This window comes from Caballeronia sp. ATUFL_M2_KS44, from assembly GCF_023630965.1.
GTDB classification, from domain to species: Bacteria; Pseudomonadota; Gammaproteobacteria; order Burkholderiales; family Burkholderiaceae; genus Caballeronia; species Caballeronia concitans.
In genome coordinates this window covers 76,897-100,513 of sequence record NZ_JALQEA010000016.1, presented here as the reverse complement: position 1 = coordinate 100,513, position 23,617 = coordinate 76,897, and the positions used below count along the sequence as shown (strand labels likewise).

22 protein-coding genes are annotated in these 23,617 nt (G+C 65.4%); 17 read left to right on the top strand and 5 right to left on the bottom strand.

Annotated features, from left to right (window positions below; all coding sequences use genetic code 11):
• Window positions 1-221 precede the first annotated feature (221 nt).
• Together recJ and NCR39_RS08780 are read right to left on the bottom strand one after the other, a co-directional pair.
• Entirely contained in the window at window positions 222-1,922 is a 1,701-nt protein-coding gene (recJ, locus tag NCR39_RS08785) for a single-stranded-DNA-specific exonuclease RecJ (protein ID WP_250451844.1), read from the bottom strand.
• 25 nt (window positions 1,923-1,947) lie between these two features.
• Window positions 1,948-3,054, bottom strand: coding sequence for a regulator (locus NCR39_RS08780; protein WP_250451843.1), 1,107 nt, complete (start codon window positions 3,052-3,054; stop codon window positions 1,948-1,950).
• Between the two features lie 253 nt (window positions 3,055-3,307).
• Between NCR39_RS08780 and NCR39_RS08775 the strand changes: the two genes are divergently transcribed.
• The 9 genes from NCR39_RS08775 (at window position 3,308) to ftsB (ending at window position 14,221) form a co-directional block, all read left to right on the top strand.
• Complete coding sequence (locus NCR39_RS08775) at window positions 3,308-4,561, top strand: lipoprotein-releasing ABC transporter permease subunit (RefSeq protein ID WP_250451842.1); 1,254 nt, start codon at window positions 3,308-3,310, stop codon at window positions 4,559-4,561.
• Complete coding sequence (gene lolD, locus NCR39_RS08770) at window positions 4,554-5,267, top strand: lipoprotein-releasing ABC transporter ATP-binding protein LolD (protein WP_250451841.1); 714 nt, start codon at window positions 4,554-4,556, stop codon at window positions 5,265-5,267. Before NCR39_RS08775 ends, lolD begins: the two co-directional genes overlap by 8 nt.
• Before the next feature lie 23 nt (window positions 5,268-5,290).
• Window positions 5,291-6,079, top strand: a complete 789-nt coding sequence (locus tag NCR39_RS08765; protein ID WP_250451840.1) for a TatD family hydrolase — start codon at window positions 5,291-5,293, stop codon at window positions 6,077-6,079.
• A gap of 66 nt (window positions 6,080-6,145) precedes the next feature.
• A complete protein-coding gene (locus NCR39_RS08760) occupies window positions 6,146-8,683 on the top strand; it encodes a ComEC/Rec2 family competence protein (protein WP_250451839.1) in 2,538 nt (845 codons plus the stop codon).
• 12 nt (window positions 8,684-8,695) lie between these two features.
• Window positions 8,696-9,511 carry an alpha/beta fold hydrolase gene (locus NCR39_RS08755; RefSeq protein WP_250451838.1) on the top strand — a complete coding sequence of 272 codons (816 nt, stop codon included), beginning with the start codon at window positions 8,696-8,698 and terminating at the stop codon, window positions 9,509-9,511.
• A 133-nt stretch (window positions 9,512-9,644) separates the two neighbouring features.
• Window positions 9,645-11,342 (top strand): CTP synthase, encoded by a 1,698-nt coding sequence (pyrG, locus tag NCR39_RS08750; RefSeq protein ID WP_250451837.1) that lies wholly within the window; start codon window positions 9,645-9,647, stop codon window positions 11,340-11,342.
• A complete protein-coding gene (kdsA, locus tag NCR39_RS08745) occupies window positions 11,339-12,193 on the top strand; it encodes a 3-deoxy-8-phosphooctulonate synthase (RefSeq protein ID WP_250451836.1) in 855 nt (284 codons plus the stop codon). The genes pyrG and kdsA overlap by 4 nt, the downstream gene beginning before the upstream one ends.
• 173 nt (window positions 12,194-12,366) lie before the next feature.
• Window positions 12,367-13,650, top strand: a complete 1,284-nt coding sequence (eno, locus tag NCR39_RS08740) for a phosphopyruvate hydratase (protein WP_250451835.1) — start codon at window positions 12,367-12,369, stop codon at window positions 13,648-13,650.
• 106 nt (window positions 13,651-13,756) lie between these two features.
• On the top strand, window positions 13,757-14,221 hold the full coding sequence (ftsB, locus tag NCR39_RS08735) for a cell division protein FtsB (protein WP_250451834.1): 465 nt from the start codon (window positions 13,757-13,759) through the stop codon (window positions 14,219-14,221).
• A 73-nt stretch (window positions 14,222-14,294) separates the two neighbouring features.
• Here the strand turns inward: ftsB and NCR39_RS08730 are convergent, their stop codons facing one another.
• From NCR39_RS08730 to NCR39_RS08720, 3 genes are all read right to left on the bottom strand, one after another.
• On the bottom strand, window positions 14,295-14,642 hold the full coding sequence (locus NCR39_RS08730; RefSeq protein ID WP_250451833.1) for a hypothetical protein: 348 nt from the start codon (window positions 14,640-14,642) through the stop codon (window positions 14,295-14,297).
• Window positions 14,643-14,792: 150 nt separating this feature from the next.
• Entirely contained in the window at window positions 14,793-15,743 is a 951-nt protein-coding gene (gene hslO / locus NCR39_RS08725) for an Hsp33 family molecular chaperone HslO (RefSeq protein WP_250451832.1), read from the bottom strand.
• 59 nt (window positions 15,744-15,802) lie between these two features.
• Entirely contained in the window at window positions 15,803-16,327 is a 525-nt protein-coding gene (locus NCR39_RS08720; protein WP_040051525.1) for a gamma carbonic anhydrase family protein, read from the bottom strand.
• 196 nt (window positions 16,328-16,523) lie between these two features.
• On the opposite strand from NCR39_RS08720, the gene NCR39_RS08715 reads away from it, so the two are divergent.
• The 8 genes from NCR39_RS08715 (at window position 16,524) to dapA (ending at window position 23,527) form a co-directional block, all read left to right on the top strand.
• Entirely contained in the window at window positions 16,524-17,378 is an 855-nt protein-coding gene (locus tag NCR39_RS08715; RefSeq protein ID WP_250451831.1) for a ferritin-like domain-containing protein, read from the top strand.
• Window positions 17,379-17,447: 69 nt separating this feature from the next.
• Window positions 17,448-18,332: an alpha/beta fold hydrolase gene (locus tag NCR39_RS08710; protein ID WP_250451830.1), complete on the top strand. Its 885-nt coding sequence runs from the start codon at window positions 17,448-17,450 to the stop codon at window positions 18,330-18,332.
• A 45-nt stretch (window positions 18,333-18,377) separates the two neighbouring features.
• A complete protein-coding gene (locus NCR39_RS08705) occupies window positions 18,378-19,223 on the top strand; it encodes a 3',5'-nucleoside bisphosphate phosphatase (protein WP_250451829.1) in 846 nt (281 codons plus the stop codon).
• 121 nt (window positions 19,224-19,344) lie between these two features.
• Window positions 19,345-19,974, top strand: a complete 630-nt coding sequence (locus tag NCR39_RS08700) for an L-threonylcarbamoyladenylate synthase (protein WP_250451828.1) — start codon at window positions 19,345-19,347, stop codon at window positions 19,972-19,974.
• 85 nt (window positions 19,975-20,059) lie between these two features.
• Window positions 20,060-20,725: a site-2 protease family protein gene (locus NCR39_RS08695; protein WP_250451827.1), complete on the top strand. Its 666-nt coding sequence runs from the start codon at window positions 20,060-20,062 to the stop codon at window positions 20,723-20,725.
• 4 nt (window positions 20,726-20,729) lie between these two features.
• A complete protein-coding gene (locus tag NCR39_RS08690; RefSeq protein WP_250451826.1) occupies window positions 20,730-21,932 on the top strand; it encodes a tryptophan--tRNA ligase in 1,203 nt (400 codons plus the stop codon).
• A complete protein-coding gene (locus NCR39_RS08685; protein ID WP_250451825.1) occupies window positions 21,932-22,537 on the top strand; it encodes a class I SAM-dependent methyltransferase in 606 nt (201 codons plus the stop codon). Before NCR39_RS08690 ends, NCR39_RS08685 begins: the two co-directional genes overlap by 1 nt.
• A 63-nt stretch (window positions 22,538-22,600) precedes the next feature.
• Window positions 22,601-23,527, top strand: a complete 927-nt coding sequence (gene dapA / locus NCR39_RS08680) for a 4-hydroxy-tetrahydrodipicolinate synthase (RefSeq protein ID WP_250451824.1) — start codon at window positions 22,601-22,603, stop codon at window positions 23,525-23,527.
• Window positions 23,528-23,617 lie beyond the last annotated feature (90 nt).

Sequence of the window (23,617 nt, the reverse complement as noted above, 5' to 3'; positions counted from 1 at the left end):
CGAGCACGGGATTCAGGCAGTCCACTGCGCAAAGCGTGATATTGCGCAGGTTGATTTTTTCATTATTCATCGACAAGCAAGAGCATAGGCATCCGCAATCGCGTGATTATATTTGCGCAGACGGGACATTCGCGGTGAGATTCGCGAAAATGAGAATTGACTGATTCGTGTCAATCAATTCTCGTATGCAATGCTTTTGGCCGATCGTTTCGCCGATGCAATTACGCCGCGTGCTCGACGATCAATTGCACGCGCGCCACGCCATTCCACGAATCGCTGACGAGCCGGTACGCGACGGTCGCGCGCGGCGGCAGCGGATCGACGTGATTGAACCAGATCGCATTGAAGCGCTGCCGTCCGCGCAACAGCGACAGCTTCAGATGTTTCTCCTTCACGAGCGCCTGCGAGGCGACTTCGAACTCGCCGGAGAACGTCGGCGCCGGAAAGCCCTGGCCCCAGACGGCGGCATCGAGCAGTTCCACGAATTGCGGCGTGAAATACGCGTCCTCCAGCTCGCCGTCCGTTTCGACGGTGCGCGCGAGCGCGTCGGCGGTGAGCCATTCGCGGCCCACGCGCTCGAACGCGTCCGTGAAGCGCGCGATATCGGCGGTGGCGAGCGTCAGGCCCGCCGCCATCGCGTGGCCGCCGAACTTGTGGATGAGGCCGGGCTCGCGCTTGCTGATCAGATCGACGGCGTCGCGCAGATGGAAGCCCGGAATCGAGCGGCCGGAGCCTTTGCAGAGCGATCCGCTGTCGTCGGCGTGCGCGAACGTGAACGACGGCCGATGAAACCGCTCCTTCAGCCGCCCGGCGACGATGCCGATCACGCCCTGATGCCAGCCCGGATCGAAGAGCGTGAGCGTCGCGCGCTCGCCGGGCTGGAAGCTCTGCAATTCCGCGAGCGCCTGTTGCTGCATGCCGGCTTCGATTTCGCGCCGCTCGCGATTCATCGAATCGAGTTGCTGCGCGAGTTCCCACGCGCGGCCAATGTCGTCGGTCGTCAAACATTCGATGCCGAGCGACATGTCCGAGAGCCGTCCCGCCGCGTTCAGCCGCGGCCCCAGCGCGAAGCCGAGATCGAAGCCGGATGCCGCGCGCGCATCGCGGCCCGCCGCGCGAAAGAGCGCCGCGATGCCCGGCTGCATGCGTCCCGCGCGAATCCGCTTCAAGCCTTGCGCGACGAGAATCCGGTTGTTCGCATCGAGCTTCACGACATCCGCGACGGTGCCGAGCGCGACGAGATCGAGCAGGCCGTCCAGACGCGGCTCCGGCGCGTTCTCGTAAGCGCCGCGCCGGCGCAACTCGGCGCGCAGCGCGAGCAGCACGTAAAACATGACGCCCACGCCCGCGATGCACTTGCTCGGAAACGCGCAGCCCGGCTGGTTCGGATTGACGATCGCGCGCGCGGCGGGCAGTTCGTCGCCGGGCAGGTGATGATCGGTTACGAGCACGTCGATCCCGAGCGCATTCGCCGCCGCGACGCCCTCGACGCTGGTAATGCCGTTATCGACGGTGATCAGCAGTTCGGGCAGTCCGAGCGGCGAGCGCGCGGCCAGTTCGACGATTTCCGGCGTCAGTCCGTAGCCGTATTCGAAGCGATTCGGCACCAGATAGTCGATGCTCGCGCCGAACATCCGCAAGCCGCGCACGGCGACGGCGCAGGCGGTCGCGCCGTCGCAGTCGTAATCGGCGACGACCAGCATGCGCTTGTTCGCGGCGAGCGCATCGGCGAGCACGACGGCGGCATCGTCGCAACCTTTCAGGCCGACGGGCGCGTGCAGGCGCTTGAATTCGGTCTCGATTTCGTCGGGCGACGTGACGCCGCGCGCCGCGTAGAGCCGCGCGATCACGGGATGCAGGCCGTGGCGCATCAGCGCTTCGGCGTCGGCGGGGGAGGAGGCGCGCGTTACGATTCGCGTCATTCGGGGTTCGCCTTTATTCGATGCTTTATTCGATGAAAAGCGCCGCGATCGGCCGGCGGCGCCAGAACTTGCGCAAGTCGGCGCGCGTGACGGAGAGCGTGACCGAGCCGGTGTCGCCGCAGAGCGTGAGGCCGAAGCGCCTGAGCGATCCGTTCGAGAGCGCGTTCAGCGCGGGCGCGAACCAGTCGTTCGCGAGCGCCTTCAGCGATGCGTTCCAGCGCGCCCAGTCTTGCTCGATGAAGGGCGCCGAGAACGGATCCAGTTCGACGAGCGCGGCGCCTTCCTCGTTTCCATTCGACACGTTCGCAAGCGCGGCGAAACTTTCCGGCGGCCTTTCGGGCGCGATGCCCGCGGCAAGAGCAAGCCCGCGCGTCGCGGCGGCATCCGACATCACGCGCGCGAACGGGCTCGTCACCGGGCGCATCGCGCCTTGTGCGTGCAGCCAGATGGAATTGATCGCGGGCAGTCCGCGCGACTCGCGTTCGACGTTGAGCGGATGCTCGAACCACGCCATCTGCACTTCGTTCTGCAGCTTCATCCACGCGCGCGAGCGCTCGCCGGTGCGGGCTTCGTGCGGCAGCCAGATTTCGATGTTGCGCCCCGTCGCGCGCAATGGCGACGCGCCCGCGAGCGCGCCGAGCGCTTCGCCGGACACGTACCAGCGCAGCGGCGTGGGCGCTTGCAGCACGATGCCGAGATCTTCGATGACCGGCCGCGCCGTTTCCAGCAACGCGCGCGCTTCCTCGGTGCGCACGCCGAGCGTGGCGGGATCGATCAGCACGAGATGATCGTGCGCGATCCGCACGTGGACCGGCTCGATGCAGGCCCAGAGCGCATCGCCGGGCGTGCCGCCATCGGCGAGCAGCATGAAGGGAGCGAGCGGGGCGTCGTCGGCGTGGCGCTCGCCCGCGCTCGATGCGACCGCGCCGAAGCGTTGCGCGGTCCAGCGTTCGTGCGGCAGCGTGCGCTGAAAGTCTTCGCCGATCACGCGTTCTTCGAGCGTGGCGCGGGCGAGCAGTCTGTCGAGCGCCGCGCTTTCCAGCCCGTGCAATGCGGTGGCGGCGTCCGCGGCCGAGGGCAGCGCGAACGGCAGCAGAAGATGAAGGTCGGGAACGGGCATGATGGTCGGCATTGTAGGGCAAAGCGTGGGGCTGGATCGGGCGCGCGCCGCGCGAGTTTGTCCTTCGAAATGGCCGTTCGGGAGCCGGCCGAATGGCTAACGCGCGCGGCCGGCTGTTACGGCGCATTCGCCACCTATGGCAAACTTTCGCAAATTTCGGCCATGCGTTGCATCGGCGAGATGACTCTCCGGCCGCAACAAAGCGCAACAAGGCGCAACACCCACGAGCAACACCAACGCAGCACTCGCAGAAGAAAGGATTCGCTTGAAACTTCCGTACGAATGGCAGATTGGCTGGCGCTACACACGCGCCAGCAAACGCACCACAGGCAACGGCTTCATCTCCTTCATCGCGCTCGTGTCGATGGCGGGCATCGCGCTCGGCGTCGCTGCGCTGATCGTCGTGTTGTCGGTCATGAACGGCTTCCAGAAGGAAGTGCGCGACCGCATGCTGTCGGTGCTCGCGCACGTCGAGATTTTTTCGCCGACCGGCTCGATGCCCAACTGGCAACTGACCGCGCAGGAAGCGCGCCGCAATCCGGAAGTGATCGGCGCGGCGCCTTATGTCGAGGCGCAGGCGCTGCTCACGCGGCAAGGCGCGGTGAGCGGCGTCGCGCTGCGCGGCGTGGAGCCGTCGCTGGAGCCGCAAGTGTCGGATATCGGCAAGGAAATGCGCGCGGGCAAGCTCGCGGATCTCGTGCCGGGCGAATTCGGCATCGTGCTCGGCGGCGATCTCGCGACGAATCTCGGCGTGATGACCGGCGACAAGATCACGCTCGTCGCGCCCGAAGGCACCATCACGCCGGCGGGCATGATGCCGCGCCTGAAGCAGTTCACGGTCGTCGGCATCTTCGAATCGGGACACTACGAATACGACTCGACGCTCGCGCTCATTTCGATGCGCGACGCCGAAGCGCTTTTCCGCCTGCCCGCGCCGACCGGCGTGCGCCTGCGCCTGAAAGACATGCAGCGCGCGCCCGAAGTCGCGCGGCAACTGTCGCACACGCTGTCCGGCGATCTTTATATCCGCGACTGGACGCAGCAGAACAAGACGTGGTTCTCCGCCGTGCAGATCGAAAAGCGCATGATGTTCATCATCCTCACGCTGATCATCGCGGTGGCGGCGTTCAATCTGGTGTCGTCGCTCGTGATGACCGTCACCGACAAGCAGGCCGATATCGCCATTCTTCGCACGCTCGGCGCGCAGCCCGGCTCGATCATGAAGATATTCGTGGTGCAGGGCGTGACCATCGGCTTCATCGGCACGGCGCTCGGCGTGTCGCTCGGCTGCCTGATCGCGTGGAGCATTCCGTGGCTCGTGCCGATGATCGAGCACCTGCTCGGCGTGCAATTCCTGCCGCCTTCGGTTTACTTCATCAGCGAGTTGCCGTCGGAGCTCGTGCCGGCGGATGTCGCGAAGATCGGCGTCATCGCGTTCCTGCTTTCGTCGCTCGCCACGCTCTATCCGAGCTGGCGCGGCGCGAAGGTCCGTCCGGCGGAGGCGCTGCGCTATGAGTGACATGATTCCAGACAACAACATCGTGCTGCACGCAACGGCGATTTCGAAGACCTTCGTGCAGGGCGGCTTCAACGTGCAGGTGCTCGACAACGCGCAACTCGAAGTGCGGCGCGGCGAGAAGCTCGCGATCGTCGGCGCGTCCGGCTCCGGCAAGAGCACGCTTTTGCATGTGCTCGGCGGGCTCGACGAACCGAGCGCGGGCAAGGTCTCGCTGCTCGGCAAGCCTTTCACTGAACTGAAGGAAAAGGAGCGCAACGAGCTGCGCAATCGCGCGCTCGGCTTCGTCTATCAGTTCCATCATCTGCTGCCGGAATTCACCGCGCTCGATAACGTCGCGATGCCGCTGCGCATCCGCCGCATGTCCGAGGACGCCGCCCGCCACGAAGCGATGGGCATGCTGGAGCGCGTGGGCATCGGGCATCGCGCGAAGCATCGGCCGGGCGCGCTGTCGGGCGGCGAACGGCAGCGCGTGGCGATCGCGCGGGCGCTGGTCACGCGTCCGGCGTGCGTGCTTGCCGACGAACCCACCGGCAATCTCGACGGCGGCACCGCCGATACCGTCTTCAACCTGATGCTCGAACTGTCGCAGACGCTGGAGACGAGCTTCGTGATCGTCACGCACGATCCCGATCTCGCCGCGCGCTGCGACCGCATCATGCGTCTGCGCGACGGCGTGCTGCACGAAGAGCCGTCGGTGCCGGTCTGAAGCGGCGGACCGCGGAGAACGCCATGTGGATCGATACGCACTGTCATCTCGATGCCTCGGAGTTCGACGCGGACCGCGACGACGTCGCCCGCGCCGCGTTCGATGCGAGCGTGCGGCGCATCGTGATTCCGGGCGTCGAGCGCGCGAACTTCGATACGGTGCGCGCGCTCGCGCATCGCGTGGAAGGCGGCGCGTATGCCCTTGGCATCCATCCGCTTTTCACGCCGCGCGCCACCGACGACGACCTCCACGTGCTGCGCGAACAGATCGCCGCGAGCCTCGACGATCCGCGTTTTGTCGGCATCGGCGAAATCGGGCTGGATTATTTCGTGCCGACGCTCGACGACGCGCGCCAGCAGTTCTTCTACTTCGAGCAACTGAAGCTCGCGCGTGAATTCCGTCTGCCGGTCATTTGCCACGTGCGCAAGTCGCAGGACAAGGTGCTGAAGGGCTTGCGCGTGCACGACATTCATTGCGGCATCGCGCATGCGTTCAACGGCAGCTTCCAGCAGGCCCAAGCATTCATCGCGCAGGGCATGCATCTCGGCTTCGGCGGCAATCTCACTTTCGAGCGCGCGCGGCAGATCAGGCGGCTTGCGGCGGAACTTCCGCTCGATGCGATCGTGCTCGAAACCGATGCGCCCGATATCGCGCCTGCCTGGCGCTACAAGGGACGCAATACGCCGGATCAGGTCGCGGGCATCGCGAAGGTGCTGGCGGAGTTGCGCGGCATCGACGAAAACGCGCTTTCCATAGGCACAACGGCTAACGCTCACGCGGCGCTGCCCCGGCTCGCGCTCGCTTCTGCATAATCGTCGGCAAGTTGCATTTGATTCGGATGGCTAACGTTATTCGAAGCGGATGCGTTCGCGTCGACGATGGAAGAGGAAAGCGTGCGTGCGGTGTTGCTGGGGTTTGCGTTGGGCGTCTGGTGGCTGCAGCAACAGACGGATTTGCCGGGCTGGCGCGGCTGGGGAACGTGCTTCCTGATTTTCTGCGTCGCGGTCATGGCGGGGCGTCGTTATGGCGTCGGCGTGTTCGTGCTGGCGGCGATCGTCGCGGGATTCGCGTATGCGGCGTTGCGCGCCGAAGTGCGCTTGCGGCCGCATCTGCCGGTCGAATATGAGCAGCGCGATATCGAACTGAGCGGCTTCGTGCGCGGATTGCCGGAGCCGCAAGAGCAGGGCACGCGCTTCCTGTTCGAGGTCGAAGCGAACGGCGCGGGGCTGCGCGACTTTCCGCGAATCGTTCGGCTGCTTTGGGCGCCCGCCGCGCCGCTCGTTCCGCCTGTGCTTCGCGCGGGCCAGCGCTGGACGCTGACCGCGCGGCTCAAGCGCCCGCATGCCAATGCCAATTTCCTGTTGCGCGATGGCGAAGTGAGTCTGCTCGAGCAAGGCATTCGCGCGACGGGATCGGTGTCGCTCGTGCGTGCGCCGCGCAGGCTTCCTGGCGATGCCATCGGTCCGCGCATTGCCATCGACCGGTGGCGGGCGCGTATCCGCGATCGCATCGAAACCGTGCTCGGCGATGCGCCGCATCGCGGGATCATCGTCGCGCTGGCGGTGGGCGCGCAGGCATCCGTCAGCGACGACGACTGGGCCGTCATGCGCGCGACCGGCACGAGTCATCTCGTCGCGATCTCGGGGCTTCATATCGGATTCGTCGCGGGACTGGCGGCGCTGGCTTGCGGCTTCGTGTGGCGGCGCATTGCGTGGCGCGGCTTGCCGGGGCCGCTCTGGATGGCCACGCCGAAGGTCGCGGCGTTTGGCGCGGCATCGTTCGCGGCGGTGTATGCCGCGCTCGCCGGCTTCAACGTGCCCGCGCAGCGCACGTTGTGGATGCTGCTGGTGTTCGCCGTCGCGTATGTCTGCGGGCGGCGGCCGGCGTCGTCGCTCGTGCTCGCGTGGGCGCTCGCGCTCGTGCTGATCGTCGATCCGTGGGCGGCGACATCGCCCGGATTCTGGCTGTCCTTCTGCGCGGTGGCGGCGATTTTGCACGCGATCGCGGCGTACGGCAGGCGGGCGTCGAAAGCGCGGCCGGATGATGACGATGATTGGCTGGCAGGCCTCGAAGCGCGCGATCCGGTATTGCCGGACGAAGTCGAGAGCGCATCGAATCAAGCCGTGCGACCCGCCGCTGCAACGCCGAAGCGAAAACGCCTTGCATCGGCAATGCGTCGCGCGGCGTTCAAGCTGCACGCTCACGTCAAATCGAGCGCCCGCGTTCAATACGCCGTCACGCTCGCGCTCGCGCCGCTGACTGCTTACTGGTTCTCGCAAATCCCGCTGATCGGCCCGCTCGCCAATGCATTCGCCATTCCGTGGACGAGCTTCGTCGTCACGCCCGCGACGCTCGCCGGCCTGATCCTGCCCGCGCCCGTCGATGCACCCGCGTTCCGCCTCGCGCATGCCGCGCTTTCCGTTCTCTGCGATGCCCTCGCGCGCCTGGCCGACGCCGCCCCCGCGTGGTCCCTCTGGCATCTGCCGCAGCCGACGCCGTTCGCGCTCGTGGCCGCGCTCGCCGGAAGCGCGTGGGCGCTCGCGCCGCGCGGCTGGCCGTTGCGTTTCGCCGCGCCGCTGACCTGGCTGCCGCTGCTTGCGGCCGCGCCGCACGTCACGCCGCACGGCGCATTTCGCATCACCGCGCTCGATATCGGCCAGGGTTCGGCGCTCGTCGTCGAAACAGAGAAGCACGCGCTGCTCTTCGACGCCGGCCCCGGCCCCGAATCGACGCACGCCGGCGAGCGCATCGTCGCACCGTATCTGCTCGCCGCGGGCCTGCTTTCGCTCGATGCGCTCGTCATCAGCCATTCCGATTCCGACCATTCGGGCGGCGCGCCGGCGGTGCTGCAATCGATCGGCGTGCGGCAACTGCTCGCGTCGCTGCCCTCAGGCGACGCGCTCTGGTCCAACGCCCGCAAGCGCGGCAGCGACACTCTGCGCTGCACGGCGGGCCAGCGCTGGACATGGGATGGCGTCGATTTCCGCGTGCTCTGGCCGGACGCCGGCCCGCTGACGGGCAAGCCGAATCATCAGGCCTGCGTGCTCAGGGTGACGAACGCAGCGGGTCGCGTCGCGCTCTTCACCGCCGACATCGAAGCCGATGTCGAACGCACACTTCTCGCGCGCGAGCCATCCGCGTTGCGCGCGGATGTCCTCATCGTTCCGCATCACGGCAGCCGCACGTCATCAACCGAGCCTTTCCTCGATTCCGTCGGGCCGCTCGCCGCGGTATTTCAGGTAGGCTATCGCAACCGTTTTCATCATCCGAACCCGACGGTGTACGCGCGCTATCGCATGCGGGGCATCGCGCTCACGCGCAGCGACGAAGATGGCGCGGCGCGCATCGACATGGGTTCGGACATCGTGCTCGAACGCTTCCGGCAAACGCACGCACGCTACTGGATGAGCCAATAAGAAAGGAGCCGCTTGAAGGACATCATCCATTTCTCGCACGCGAACGGCTTTCCTGCGTCGACGTATCGCACGGTATTCGCCGAACTCGCCGACGACTACGACATCCGCAGCATCGAACGATACGGCCACGATCCGCGCTTTCCGGTGACGCGCGACTGGCCGAATCTCGTCGACGAACTCGTCGACGACATGAGCCGTCACCGCGAAGCAGCGGGCGGCGCGCATCCGAAAGTGTGGCTCGTCGGGCATTCGCTCGGCGGCTATCTGTCGCTCATGGCGGCGATCAAGCGCCCGCAGTGGGTGAAGGGCGTCGTCATGCTGGATTCGCCGGTCATCGCGGGCTGGCGCAGCGGCCTTCTGCGCGCGATGCAGCGAACCGGGCTCGACGAACGCCTGTCGCCCGCCGCCGCGACGAAAAAGCGGCGCACGCGCTGGGCGAGCCGCGACGAAGCGTGGCGTCATTTCCGCGCAAAAGCCGCGTTCGCGCGATGGGACGAGCGAATGCTCTCGGATTACATCGACTTCGGCATGCCTTCGACGCACGCCGACGGCACGCGCACGCTCGCCTTCGACCGGCAAGTCGAATACCTCATCTACCGCACGCTGCCGCATACGCTCGGCGCGCGGCTCGCGCACGGCGCGCCGGTGCCGGTCGGATTCGTCGCGGGCACGCATTCGACGGAAGTGCGGCAGGTCGGACTCGCGATGACGCGGCGCATCGCGGGCGAGCACGTGGAGTGGATCGAAGGCAGTCATCTCTTTCCGATGGAGCGGCCCATCGAGACGGCGCGCGCGGTGCGGCGGCTCATCGTCGCCATGCAGCGATGACGCCGAATAAGGCCGGACGCAGTCGGCAAAATAGCGTCAAAAGAAGCGCGCGAGATACGGGTTTCCACCGGTCGGGCGATAGGTCGCGGACGGCCTTTACGGTATAATCCGTTTTTCCCGCGAGCATCTAGCGATGACCAAATATGTATTCGTCACCGGCGGCGTAGTTTCTTCCCTCGGCAAGGGTATTGCCGCCGCCTCCCTCGCCGCGATCCTCGAATCGCGCGGTCTGAAAGTCACCCTCCTCAAGCTCGATCCCTACATCAACGTCGACCCCGGCACGATGTCCCCGTTTCAGCACGGCGAAGTGTTCGTGACGGAAGACGGCGCGGAGACCGACCTCGACCTCGGCCATTACGAGCGCTTCATCAGCACGAAGATGCGCAAGGCCAACAACTTCACCACGGGCCAGATCTACGAATCGGTGATCCGCAAGGAACGCCGCGGCGAGTATCTCGGCAAGACGGTGCAGGTCATTCCGCACATCACCAACGAAATCCAGGCGTTCGTCGAGCGCGGCGCGGCTGCGGCCACGTGCGGCCAGCCGGATGTCGCGATCGTCGAGATCGGCGGCACGGTGGGCGACATCGAATCGCTGCCGTTCCTCGAAGCCGCGCGTCAGATGAGCCTGCGCATGGGCCGCAACAGCGCGTGCTTCGTGCACCTGACGCTCGTGCCGTTCATCGCCACTGCCGGCGAACTCAAGACCAAGCCGACGCAGCACAGCGTGCAGAAGCTGCGCGAAATCGGTATCTATCCGAACGTGCTGCTGTGCCGCGCTGACCGCCCGATTCCCGACGACGAGCGCGCCAAGATCTCGATGTTCTCGAACGTGCCCGAAGACGCGGTCATTTCCGTGTGGGACGCGGACAGCATCTACAAGATTCCGCAGATGCTCAACGACCAGCATCTCGACGACATCATCTGCGAAGCACTGAAGCTCTCGCCGCCGCCGGCCGACCTGAAAATGTGGTCGGACCTCGTCGAGAAGCTCGAGAATCCGAAGAACGAAGTGACCATCGGCATGGTCGGCAAGTATGTCGAGCTGACCGAGTCGTACAAGTCGCTGATCGAGGCGCTGCGCCACGCGGCCATTCATACGTCGACGAAGGTCAACATCGAATATCTCGATTCCGAGCAGATCGAAGCCGAAGGCACGGGCGCGCTGGAGCACCTCGACGCCGTGCTGGTGCCGGGCGGTTTCGGTCGGCGCGGCACGGAAGGCAAGATCAAGGCCATCCGCTATGCGCGCGAATCGAAGACGCCGTATCTCGGCATCTGCCTCGGCATGCAGCTCGCGGTCATCGAATTCGCGCGTGACGTCGCCGGTCTCGCCGACGCCAACAGCACCGAGTTCGATTCCGACACCACGAATCCCGTCGTCGCGCTCATCACCGAGTGGTACGACCGTGCGGGCCGTATCGAAAAGCGCACCGAAGAATCGGACCTCGGCGGCACCATGCGCCTCGGCTCGCAAAAGTGCCCGATCAAGCCCGGCACCATGGCCGAGCGCATCTACGGCACGGATGTGAACGAGCGTCATCGTCACCGTTATGAAGTGAATAACCGTTTCGTGCCGCAACTCGAGGCGGGCGGGCTTATCATCAGCGCGCGTACGCCGAGCGAGGATCTGCCCGAAATGATGGAATTGCCGCAATCGCTGCATCCGTGGTTCGTCGGCGTGCAGTTCCACCCCGAGTTCACCTCGACGCCGCGCGACGGGCATCCGCTCTTCAAGGCGTTCGTCGAAGCGGCGCGCGACCATTCGCTCGCAGCGGGCGACGCGAAGGGCAGTGCAAACGTCGCCGCAACGGCAGGAGCGCAGGCATGAAGCTGTGTCATTTCGAAGCGGGGCTCGACCAGCCGTTCTTTCTGATAGCGGGCACGTGCGTCGTCGAATCGGAGCAGATGACCATCGACGTCGCCGGGCGGCTGAAGGAAATCACGTCGAAGCTCGGCGTGCCGTTCATCTACAAGTCGTCCTACGACAAGGCGAACCGCAGTTCGGGCAAGTCGTTTCGCGGCCTCGGCATGGACGAAGGCTTGCGCATCCTCGGCGAAGTGAAAAAGCAGCTCGGCGTGCCCGTTCTCACGGACGTGCATGCCGAACATGAGATCGAGGCGGTCGCATCGGTCGTGGACGTGCTGCAGACGCCCGCGTTCCTGTGCCGCCAGACCGATTTCATCCACGCGTGCGCGCGCTCGGGCAAGCCGGTCAACATCAAGAAGGGCCAGTTTCTCGCGCCGCACGACATGAAGAACGTGATCGACAAGGCGCGCGACGCCGCGCGTGAAGCGGGTCTGTCGGAAGACCGTTTCATGGCGTGCGAGCGCGGCGTGTCGTTCGGCTATAACAATCTCGTGTCCGATATGCGTGCGCTCGCGATCATGCGCGAAACGAACGCGCCGGTAGTATTCGACGCGACGCATTCCGTGCAGTTGCCGGGCGGGCAGGGGACGAGTTCCGGCGGCCAGCGCGAGTTCGTGCCGGTGCTGGCGCGCGCGGCGGTGGCCACGGGCGTCGCGGGGCTTTTCATGGAGACGCATCCGGACCCCGCATGCGCGAAGTCGGACGGTCCGAACGCGGTGCCGCTGCATCGCATGGAAGCGCTGCTCAAAACGCTCGTCGCGCTCGATCGCGCGGTGAAGAGCGGCCCGTTCCTCGAGAACGACTTCAACTGAGCAACGGGCGGGCGCCTCGCGGTCGGCGTCCGCCGTCGGAAGAACAGAACAAGAAGGGTCGCGTGAAGTGAGACGCGAACCGGGCAGCCGTCAGAAGGTCTGAGCGAAGCCAATGAAGCGCGCATCACCGCTTCATCGTGACCGACAGAATTCATCGTCAATTTGAGGAAACCATGAGTGCTATCGTAGATATCATCGGCCGCGAGATTCTCGATTCGCGAGGCAATCCCACCGTCGAGTGCGACGTACTGCTCGAATCGGGCACGATGGGCCGCGCCGCGGTGCCGTCGGGCGCCTCCACCGGATCGCGCGAAGCCATCGAACTGCGCGACGACGAAGCCGGCCGTTACGGCGGCAAGGGCGTGCTGAAAGCGGTTGAACACATCAACACCGAGATTTCCGAAGCCATCATGGGCCTCGACGCTTCGGAGCAGGCCTTCCTCGACAAGACCCTGCTCGAGCTCGACGGCACCGACAACAAGTCGCGCCTCGGCGCAAACGCGCTGCTCGCCGTGTCGATGGCGGTCGCCAAGGCCGCTGCGGAAGAAGCCGGCCTGCCGCTGTATCGCTACTTCGGCGGCTCGGGCGCGATGCAACTGCCGGTGCCGATGATGAACATCGTCAACGGCGGCGCGCACGCGAACAACAGCCTGGACATCCAGGAATTCATGATCGTGCCGGTGAGCCAGCCGACGTTCCGCGAAGCGCTGCGTTGCGGCGCGGAAGTGTTCCATGCGCTCAAGAAGATTCTGTCGGATCGCGGCATGAGCACGGCGGTCGGCGACGAGGGCGGCTTCGCGCCGAACTTCGGCAGCAACGACGAGTGCCTGTCCACCATTCTGCAAGCAATCGAGAAGGCGGGGTATCGCGCGGGTGAAGACGTGCTGCTCGCGCTCGATTGCGCGGCGAGCGAGTTCTACCACGACGGCAAGTACCAGCTCGCGGGCGAAGGCCTGCAGCTTTCGTCGGGCGAATTCACCGACTATCTCGCGACGCTCGCCGACAAGTTCCCGATCGTCTCGATCGAAGACGGCATGCACGAAAGCGACTGGGACGGCTGGAAGACGCTGACCGATCGCTTGGGCAAGAAAGTGCAGCTCGTCGGCGACGACCTGTTCGTGACCAACACGCGCATCCTGAAGGAAGGCATCGAGCGCGGCATCGCGAACTCGATCCTCATCAAGATCAACCAGATCGGCACGCTGACGGAAACCTTCGCGGCTATCGAAATGGCGAAGCGCGCGTGCTACACGGCGGTCATCTCGCACCGCTCGGGCGAAACGGAAGATTCGACCATCGCGGATATCGCCGTCGGCCTGAACGCCGGTCAGATCAAGACCGGTTCGCTGTCGCGCAGCGATCGCATCTCGAAGTACAACCAGTTGCTGCGTATCGAAGAAGACCTCGGCGATATCGCAAGCTATCCCGGCAAGTCGGCGTTCTACAACTTGCGCTAAAGCTTTTGCCGCTTTAGTCGATAAGGACGTTAGCTTTATTTTTTGGCCGCCGCCCGGCTTCGGTAATCACTGAAGCCGCCCGGCGGCGCTTATCTCGGCTACTCGAATGCGGCTCGTAACTGTCGTTCTGGTCTTGTTGCTGGCGCTGATCCAATACCCGCTCTGGTGGGGACACGGCGGCTGGCTGCGCGTGCACGAATTGCAGCAGCAACTCGCGCAGCAGACCGACAAGAACACGAACCTGAAACTGCGCAACGAGCGCGTGCAAGGCGAAGTGCAGGACCTGCAAGCCGGCACGGCCGCCGTCGAGGAACGCGCGCGCTATGAAATGGGCATGGTGAAGGACAGCGAGGTCTTCGTGCAGTTCGTCTCGCCCAATTCCACGGCGCCGGTCAATTCGGCGAACACGCCCGGCATGAACGGTTCGACGCGCGGACAGGTATCGGCGGCGCCGCTGCGCGTGGTGCCGAATCCGGTATCGCGTTCGAAGCAGGAATTGCGCGATCTCGATCGCAAGGCGCGCAAGGACAAGGCCCAGGAGGCGAAGAAGAAGCCGGGCGCGGCGCAGTGACGTCGTGGGACCAGTAGATGCAAAAAAAATGGCGCAGTCATCGACTGCGCCATTTTTTTGTTCTGCCGAAACGTTACCAGCCCGTTCCGAAACCGATGCCCGTTCCCCAGTAAGGACCGCCCCAGCCGCCGCTCGAATAGCCGCCGTACACGCTGACGGGCGGCGTGTAGTAGCCGGACATCATCTTCGCATTGTTGCCGACAGTCGCCGCTTGCTGCGATTCGGCCAGCGCCTGCTTGTCGATCTGGTTGTAGCGCTCCATTTGCTGCTCGGGCGTAAGCGTCTGTTGCACATTCGTCGATGTGCTCGGCAGCCGGCTATAGATGGGCGACGGACCGGGCGGATCCATCACGCAGCCCGCGACGAGCAGCCCAGCGGCCACGCCGGACGACAGTTTCAACAGGAACGGGACGTTTTTCATTTGCGACCTCCAGCCGGTCGGACAACTAAACAAAGTTCCATCATAGCGCGCGGCAGCTTCTGCGAACCACGCGCGCCGGATCGTCCGTTCAGGCGACCCGGCATACGCCCGGCACGCTCGACACCGCGCGCACCAAGGCTTCGACGGTGTTCAGTGCCGCTGGCCGGACGCGGGGCTTACGCCCTGTGAGAGCTCTTTTGCGACAAAAAGTTGCGCAACGTCCACCGGGTCGAACTCGTAGCGCTGATTGCAAAATTCGCAATGCACCTCGACAGCTCCGCGTTCGTCGATCACGCTGTCCACTTCCTCGCGGCCGAGCATCTTCAGCATGCCGCCGACCTTTTCGCGCGAGCACGTGCACTGGAAGCGCGCGGGCGCAGGCTCGAAGTGCTGCACGTTCTCTTGCCAGAACAGGCGGCGAAACACCGTTTCCGGCTCTTCCTTCAGCAATTCTTCCGTCGATAGCGTGCTGCCGAGATGACACACGCGCTGCCACGTATCGGCGTCGTGTTCGCCCGGATGCGGGACGATGCCGCCATCGCCCGGCAGCTTCTGCAGCAGCACGCCGACGGCGCGGTCGGTGTCGGCCGCGAGCCACATGCGCGTGTCGAGCTGCTCGGAGTGATGCATGTAATGTTCCAGCACTTCGGCCATCGACGAGAGCGGCCCATGCTCGCCCGACAGCGGCACGATGCCCTGATACGGCTGCTGGCCGGGCTTCTTGTCGGCAGGATCGAGCGTGATGACGCAGCGGCCGTGGCCGTCGCGATTCAGCAGGTCGGCGAGCGACATGTCGCTGTCGAGTTCGCCTTCCGCGCCTTCGGCGAGCTTGGCCGTCGCGCGCAGCGAGAGGTTCGAATTGCACTGCACGACCAGCATCTTCACGGGGCCATCGCCATAAATCTGCATGACGAGCGTGCCGTCGAACTTGAGGTTCGCGGACAAGAGCGCGCACGCGGCCATCATTTCGCCGAGCACGTTGCGCACGGCGGCCGGATAAGCGCGGCGCGCGAGCACTTCCTGCCACGTGTTGCGCAGCGAGACGATTTCGCCGCGCACGGGCGCCGCGTTGAACATGAATTTTTGCAACTGGTCGTTCACAACTCTTCCTTGGGTTTGAAGCGGAACGTGCGACGCCGCGTCTTGCGCAGCGCCGCCGTTCAGCCGATGCGCACGAGCTGCGCCTTATAGTATTCGCGCCGGTCGGCATAACTTGCCGTGGCCGCGCGCATGCGGGCGATGTCCGCTTCGCCGATTTCGCGTACCGCCTTCGCGGGCGCGCCGAGAATCAGCGTGTTGTCGGGAAAAACCTTGCCTTCGGTGACGATCGCGCCCGCGCCAACCAGACAATTGCGGCCGATTACCGCACCATTCAAGACCACCGCCTGAATTCCGATCAGCGAGCCTTCGCCGATGGTGCAGCCGTGCAGCATCGCCTGATGGCCGACGGTGACGTCGTTCGCAATGGTCAGGGGAAAGCCCGGGTCGGCATGAAGCACCGCGCCTTCCTGCACATTGCTGCCGCGCCCGACGACGATCGGTTCGTTGTCGCCGCGCAGCGCCGCGCCGAACCAGACGCTCGCGTTTTCTTCGAGCGTGACCTGGCCGATGATCGTCGCGCTATCCGCGAGAAATACGCTTTCGTGGATGGTGGGGGCGTCGTCGCCGAGTTTGTAGATTGCCACGGTGTCTCCTCAGGTTTCTCGTTCGGTCTTCGATGTGGAATGCCGGCCGCGCGGCGCTACAATGCGCGCCTCGCGCCGCCCCGGATCGTCGCGCGTTTTGCGTTGTCCGCCGGGTTTAACATTTTAGCCGTTTGCGGGATTACGCCGCCGGACGCGCTTTTTTAGCGCTTTGTCTGCTTTTTTCATCGACATTGCCATGCCGAACGTTTTTTCATCGTCCGATATCGATTCCGCTCCGCTGCCGCCGTGCGTCCGCCTCGCCGCATTGACGATCCTGCGCAAGCGCGATCCGGCGTCCAAAGCGGCGCACGCGCGTGCGCTGTACGACAGCGTGCAGGCGGGCGAATCGCGCATCGATCCGGCGCTCGTGCTGCCCGATCCCGGCGACTTGCCCGGACGCCCCGCGCGGCCGGAACTCGTGGAACCGTCGTCGCTGAAACGCCGCGGCATGCAGTCTGAAGCGGGGCGCGCGGTGCTGCTGCACGCGCTGGCGCACATCGAATTCAACGCGATCAACCTCGCGCTCGACGCCGTCTGGCGTTTCCCGTCGATGCCCGCCGGCTTCTACATCGACTGGCTGAAGGTGGCGGCGGAAGAGGCGCATCACTTCTCGCTCTTGAGCGCGCGCCTCGCGGATTTCGGCCACGCATACGGCGATTTCCCCGCGCACGACGGCCTCTGGGAAATGGCGCAGCGCACGCGCGGCGACGTGCTCGCGCGCATGGCGCTCGTGCCGCGCACGCTCGAAGCGCGCGGCCTCGACGCCTCGCCGCCCATTCGCAAGCGGCTCGCGCAGGCGGGCGATCACGCGTCCGCCGCGATCCTCGACGTGATTCTCCGCGATGAAATCGGCCACGTGCTGATCGGCAATCGCTGGTTCCGGTCTCTGTGCGGCGACGCTTCGCTGGATCCGCACACGACCTACGAGCGTCTCGCCGAGCAATATCACGCGCCGAAGCTGCGCGGCCCGTTCAACTTCGACGCGCGCCGCGACGCGGGTTTCGACGAAGCCGAGCTTCGCGCGCTCGCCGGACTCGACGATTCCGCCTGACGCGTCGCCGCGATGCCCAGTCGCCGCTATACTCGAACGATCATCCTTTTTTACGATTGAGGCGGGACGATGAAAGAATCGCGCTCCGAGTTCGTCGATGCGCGCGGCGTGCGGCTGCACGTGCGCCGCTGGGGTTCGCCCGACGCGCCCATGCTCTTCATGCTGCACGGCTGGATGGACGTGGCCGCGTCGTTCCAGTTCGTCGTCGATGCGCTCGCCGGCGACTGGCAAGTGCTCGCGCCCGACGCGCGCGGCTTCGGCCTGTCGGACTGTCCCGTCGCGCAACGGGGCGGCGGGCATTACTACTTTCCCGACTATCTCGCCGATCTCGACGCGCTGCTCGATCATTACGCGCCCGCCGGCCAGGTGAATCTCGTCGGGCACAGCATGGGCGCGAACGTGTCGATGCATTACGCGGGCGTGCGGCCCGAGCGCGTGCGGCGCGTCGTCGATCTGGAAGGGTTCGGGCTGCCGGCGGCGCGTGCGGCGCAGTCGCCGGGCGCGATCGCACGATGGCTCGACGAACTGCGCGTGCCGCCGTTCCTGCGCAGCTACGCGTCGCTCGATGAAGTCGCCGATCGGCTGATCAAGACGAATCCGCGATTGGCGCGCTCGCGGGCGCGTTTTCTCGCGGAACACTGGTCGCGCCGGGAAGCGGACGGCGCGTTTCATCTGCTCGCCGACCCGGCACACAAGCTGCGCAGCCCAACGTTGTATCGCCTCGACGAAGTGACGGCGGTCTGGTCGCGCGTGCAGGCGAAAGTGCTGCACGTCGAGGCCGAAGCGTCGCCGACGCTCGCGCGCTTCGCCGCGGACATGCCCATCGCCGAATTCAAGGCGCGCTTTTCCGCGTTCGCCGACTGGCGCGAGGAAATCGTGAGCGGCGCGGGACACATGATCCATCACGATCAGCCCGAGCGCGTGGCTGCGTTGATCGAGTCGTTCTGCGCGTGAACGGGCCGGAGCGACGTTTGCCGCCCTTAAAGTAAAATCACGACCATGAACCCGACTGCCATCAACGCCGATCTGCATTGCCATTCCACCGTGTCCGACGGCCAGCTTTCGCCTGCCGACGTGGCGGCGCGCGCGCACGCGGGCGGCGTCGCGGTGTGGTCGCTGACGGAACACGACCAGCTGGGCGGCCAGCGCGAAGCGCGTGCGGCCGCCGAGGCGCTCGGCATGCGCTATCTCGCGGGCGTCGAGATTTCGGTGACGTGGGCGGGGCGCACGGTGCACGTCGTCGGCATGAACGTCGATCCCGAGAACGAAGAGTTGTCGAACGGGCTCGCATCGACGCGCAACGGACGCGCGGCACGCGGCGTCGCGATCGGCGAAGCGCTCGCGGCGGTCGGCATTCCGAACGCCCACGAAGGCGCGCTGCGCTACACCGACGATCCCGACATGATTTCGCGCACGCACTTCGCGCGCTTTCTGGTGGACGCGGGCTATGCGCAAAGCACGTCCGACGTTTTCGCGCGCTATCTCGGCGACGGCAAGCCGGGCTTCGTCGGGCATCGCTGGGCGAAGCTCGCGGACGCCATGCGATGGATTCGCAACGCGGGCGGCGAGCCGATCATCGCGCATCCGGGGCGCTACGATTACACGCCGGTCGAATTCGCCGCGCTGTTCGACGAATTCATCCAGCTGGGCGGAAAGGCCATCGAGGTCGTCACCGGTAGCCATACGCCGGACCAGTATCGCGAGTACGCGGATGTCGCGCGCAAATACGGTTTCGAGGCGTCGCGCGGCTCGGACTTTCACGCGCCGGGAGAAGGGCGCATCGATCTCGGTCAGCTTCCGCCGCTGCCGCCGGACCTGAAGCCCGTGTGGGAGCGCTGGCTGTAAGGGCTGGCTGTTAGGGCTGACTGTAAGCGCCGGCGCGCATGCTCCTTGCGTCTCATGGCGCACGCGCGGGCGCAGCGAACCCGCGAACCCGCGAACACGATCCGAACAAGAAGGCGTCGCCATGTCCCAATTCTTTCGCATTCATCCGGACAATCCGCAGCCGCGGCTCATCAATCAGGCGGTGCAGATCATTCGCGACGGCGGCATCGTCGCGCTGCCGACCGATTCGAGCTACGCGCTTGCCTGCCATCTCGACGACAAGGACGCCGTCGAGCGCCTGCGGCGCATTCGCGGTATCGACGACAAGCAACTGCTGTCGCTGCTCGTGCGCGATCTGTCGGAGCTGGCCAACTTCGCCATGGTCGATAACCGGCAATACCGGCTGATCAAATCGGTGACGCCGGGGCCGTACGTGTTCGTTCTCCAGGCGACGAAGGAAGTGCCGCGCAGGCTGTCGCACCCGTCGCGCAAGACGATCGGGCTGCGGGTGCCGGATCACGCCATCACGCTGGCGCTCTTGGAAGCGCTCGGCGAACCGCTGCTTGCATCGACGCTGATCCTGCCGCCCGACACCGAGCCGCTCAACGACGCCGAGGAAATCCGCGAGCGGCTGGAAAAACACATCGAACTCGTGATCGATTCGGGCGCGTGTCCGGCGGAGCCGTCGACGGTGATCGATCTCTCCACGGGCGAGCCGGTGCTCGTGCGCGCGGGGCGGGGCAGCCTGGAGCCGTTCGGGCTGGCGGCGTAAGCTTGCCGCCAACGGGCGAATCATCGCGAAAGGGCCGGCAGAAGCGCGCCTGATGACGGCATTCCGCTTGATACAATATCGCCCCATGGATCCCTCTCTGATACAAACCATCGCGGTCTACGCGCTTCCGGTGATCTTCGCGATCACGCTGCACGAGGCCGCGCATGGCTACGCCGCGCGCCTGCTCGGCGACAACACGGCCTACGTGCTCGGCCGCGTTTCCATGAATCCGATGCGCCACATCGACCCGATCGGAACCATCGTGATTCCGATCGTGTTGTATTTCGTCACGAGCGGCGCGTTCATGTTCGGCTACGCGAAGCCCGTGCCGGTCGCTTTCGGCAATCTGCGCAACCCGCGCTGGGGCAGCCTGTGGGTCGCGGCCGCCGGTCCCGGCAGCAACTTCGTGCAGGCGCTCGTGTGGGGCGTGATCGCGGTGCTGCTCGCGGCCTTCAATGTCGACGAAGCGTTTCTCACGCGCATGGCCGCGGCGGGCGTCGGCGTGAATCTCGTGCTCGGCGTGCTCAATCTCTTTCCGCTGCCGCCGCTCGACGGCGGGCGCGTGCTGATGGCGCTCCTGCCCGTGCGCGCGTCGATTGCGTTCGCGAAGCTCGAACCCTACGGTTTCTTCATCGTGATGGCGCTCGTCGTGACGGGCGTGCTCACGCGCTTCTGGCTGAGCCCGCTCGTGAACGTCGGTTACGCGGCGGTATCGGCCATTCTGAATCCTTTCGCTTCATTATTTCCATAACATCATGTTCCCTGACCGTATCTTCTCCGGCATGCGGCCCACCGGATCGCTGCACCTCGGCCACTATCACGGCGTGCTGAAAAACTGGGTGCGGCTTCAATCCGAATACCCGTGCTTCTTCGCGGTCGTCGACTGGCACGCGCTCACCACGCACTACGAGACGCCCGAGGTCATCGAGAAAAACGTCTGGGAAGTGCTGATCGACTGGCTGGCATCGGGCATCGACCCGGCGCAGGCGACGCTCTTCATCCAGAGCCGCGTGCCCGAGCATGCGGAACTGTCGCTGCTGCTCGGCATGGGCACGCCGCTCGGCTGGCTCGAACGCGTGCCGACCTACAAGGAACAGATCGAGAAGCTGAAGGAGAAGGATCTCTCGACGTACGGCTTCCTGGGTTATCCGGTGCTGATGGCGGCGGACATTCTGCTGTATCGCGCGTCGCTGGTGCCGGTGGGCGAGGATCAGGTGCCGCACGTCGAGATGACGCGCGAGATCGCGCGCCGCTTCAACTATCTCTACGGCAAGGAGCCGGATTTCGAGGAGAAGGCGCTCGACGCCGCCAAGAAGCTCGGCGGCAAGCGCGCGAAGCTGTATCACGAGTTGCGCGTCGCGTATCAGCAGGAAGGCGACGCCGAAGCCCTCGAACAAGCCCGCGCGATGCTGCAGGAATCGCAGAGCCTGTCGATGAGCGATCGCGAGCGCCTTTTCGGCTATCTCGAGGGCGCGCGCAAGATCATTCTCGTCGAGCCGCAGGTGCTGCTGACGGAAGCGTCGCGCATGCCGGGCCTCGATGGCCAGAAGATGTCGAAGTCGTATGGCAACACCATCGGCTTGCGCGAAGACGCCGAGACCATCACGAAGAAGGTCCGCACGATGCCGACCGACCCCGCGCGCGTGCGCCGCACCGATCCGGGCGATCCGGACAAGTGCCCGGTGTGGCAACTGCATCAGGTCTATACCGACGAAGCCACGCACGAGTGGGTGCAGAAGGGCTGCCGCAGCGCGGGCATCGGTTGCCTGGACTGCAAGCAGCCGGTGATCGAAGGCATTCTGCGCGAGCAGCAGCCGATGCTCGAACGCGCGCAGAAGTACATGGACGACCCGTCGCTGTTGCGCGCGATCGTCGCCGATGGTTGCGACAAGGCGCGCAAATTTGCCGTCGAAACCATGCGCGACGTGCGCGAGGCAATGGGCCTCTCGTACAACTAATGGAAGCCGGCATTCCGAGCGCATGGGTCACGCGCTGGGCGCATCTCGTCGCGCCCGGTGCGCCGGTGCTCGATGTCGCATCGGGCGGCGGGCGGCACGCGCGCTGGCTCGCGGCGCGCGGTCATGCGGTGCTCGCCGTCGATCGCGATGCCGGCGCGCTCGCGTCGATGTCCGCGTGCGAGGGCATCGAGACGCTCGCGGCGGATATCGAAGGCGCACCGTGGCCGTTGCCCGCCGATCACACGTTCGCGGCGGTGGTCGTCACGAACTATCTGCATCGCCCGCTGTTCGGGCATCTGATCGACGCGCTCGCGCCCGGCGGCGTGCTGATTTACGAGACGTTTGCTGTCGGCAACGAAAGCGTCGGCAAGCCTTCCAATCCGGCGTTTCTGCTCAAGCCCGGCGAGTTGCTGGAAGTGGTGCGCGGGCGTCTTCGCGTGATCGCGTACGAAGACGGTTTTCTCGAAGCGCCGCGCGTCGCCTTCGTGCAGCGCATCTGCGCGATCCGCGAAGCGGCGGCGTCCGACGCGTCCGACGCGTTCCGAAATGCACTCACGATTGGTAACACACCCCCGGGTCCGCCGCGTTACGATTTGGCCGGCTAATCCGCTACAATCGCGTAATATCGCTTTTTGCGATTAAATTTACGATTAAATTCATAGAGTTTCATGACAAACGGAACTAGCAGCGGAACCAGCGGTACCAGCGGCGGCATCCAGATCCGTGGCAGCATTCCTGCCATCGTCACTCCGATGCACGAGGACGGCAGTCTCGATCTGGCGGCGTTTCGAAAGCTGATCGACTGGCACGTCGAACAAGGCTCGAACGGGCTGGTCGTCGTGGGCACGAGCGGCGAATCGGCCACGCTGTCGGTCGAAGAGCACGTCCTGATGGTGCAAACCGCGGTCGAGCACACCGCGAAGCGCATTCCGATCATCGCGGGCGCGGGCGCGAATTCGACGGCGGAAGCCATCGAACTCTCGAAGCACGCGAAAGAGGTCGGCGCCGATGCCACGCTGCAAGTCGTGCCGTATTACAACAAGCCGACGCAGGAAGGCATGTATCGCCATTTCCGCGCGATCGCGGAAGCCGTCGACCTGCCCGTGATTCTCTACAACGTGCCGGGCCGCACCGTTGCCGACATGAGCAATGAGACCATCCTGCGTCTCGCTGACGTGCCGGGCATCATCGGCGTGAAGGAAGCGACCGGCAACATCGATCGCGCGGCGTATCTCATCAAGCACGCGCCCGCGAACTTCGCGATCCTCTCCGGCGACGATCCCACGGCCATCGCGCTGATGCTGCTGGGCGGTCACGGCAACATCTCGGTGACGGCGAACGTCGCGCCGAAGCAGATGAGCGAACTGTGCCGCGCCGCGATTGCCGGCGACGCCGTCACCGCTCGCCGCATCCACCTGGGTCTCCTGGAACTGCACAAGCAACTGTTCTGCGAGTCGAATCCCATTCCGGCGAAGTGGGCGCTGCAGGCGCTCGGCCACATGGAAGGCGGCATTCGTCTGCCGCTCACGCCGCTCGATGCGCGCTATCACGACGTCGTGCGTGGCGCGCTGCGCGACGCCGGGCTTCTCGCCTGATCGGGCGCGGCGGCGCGAATCGCGGCTCTCGCGATGAACCGAAGAGGAGCGCGCCGCTGCAACATGATCGACACGAAGAGCCAACCATCA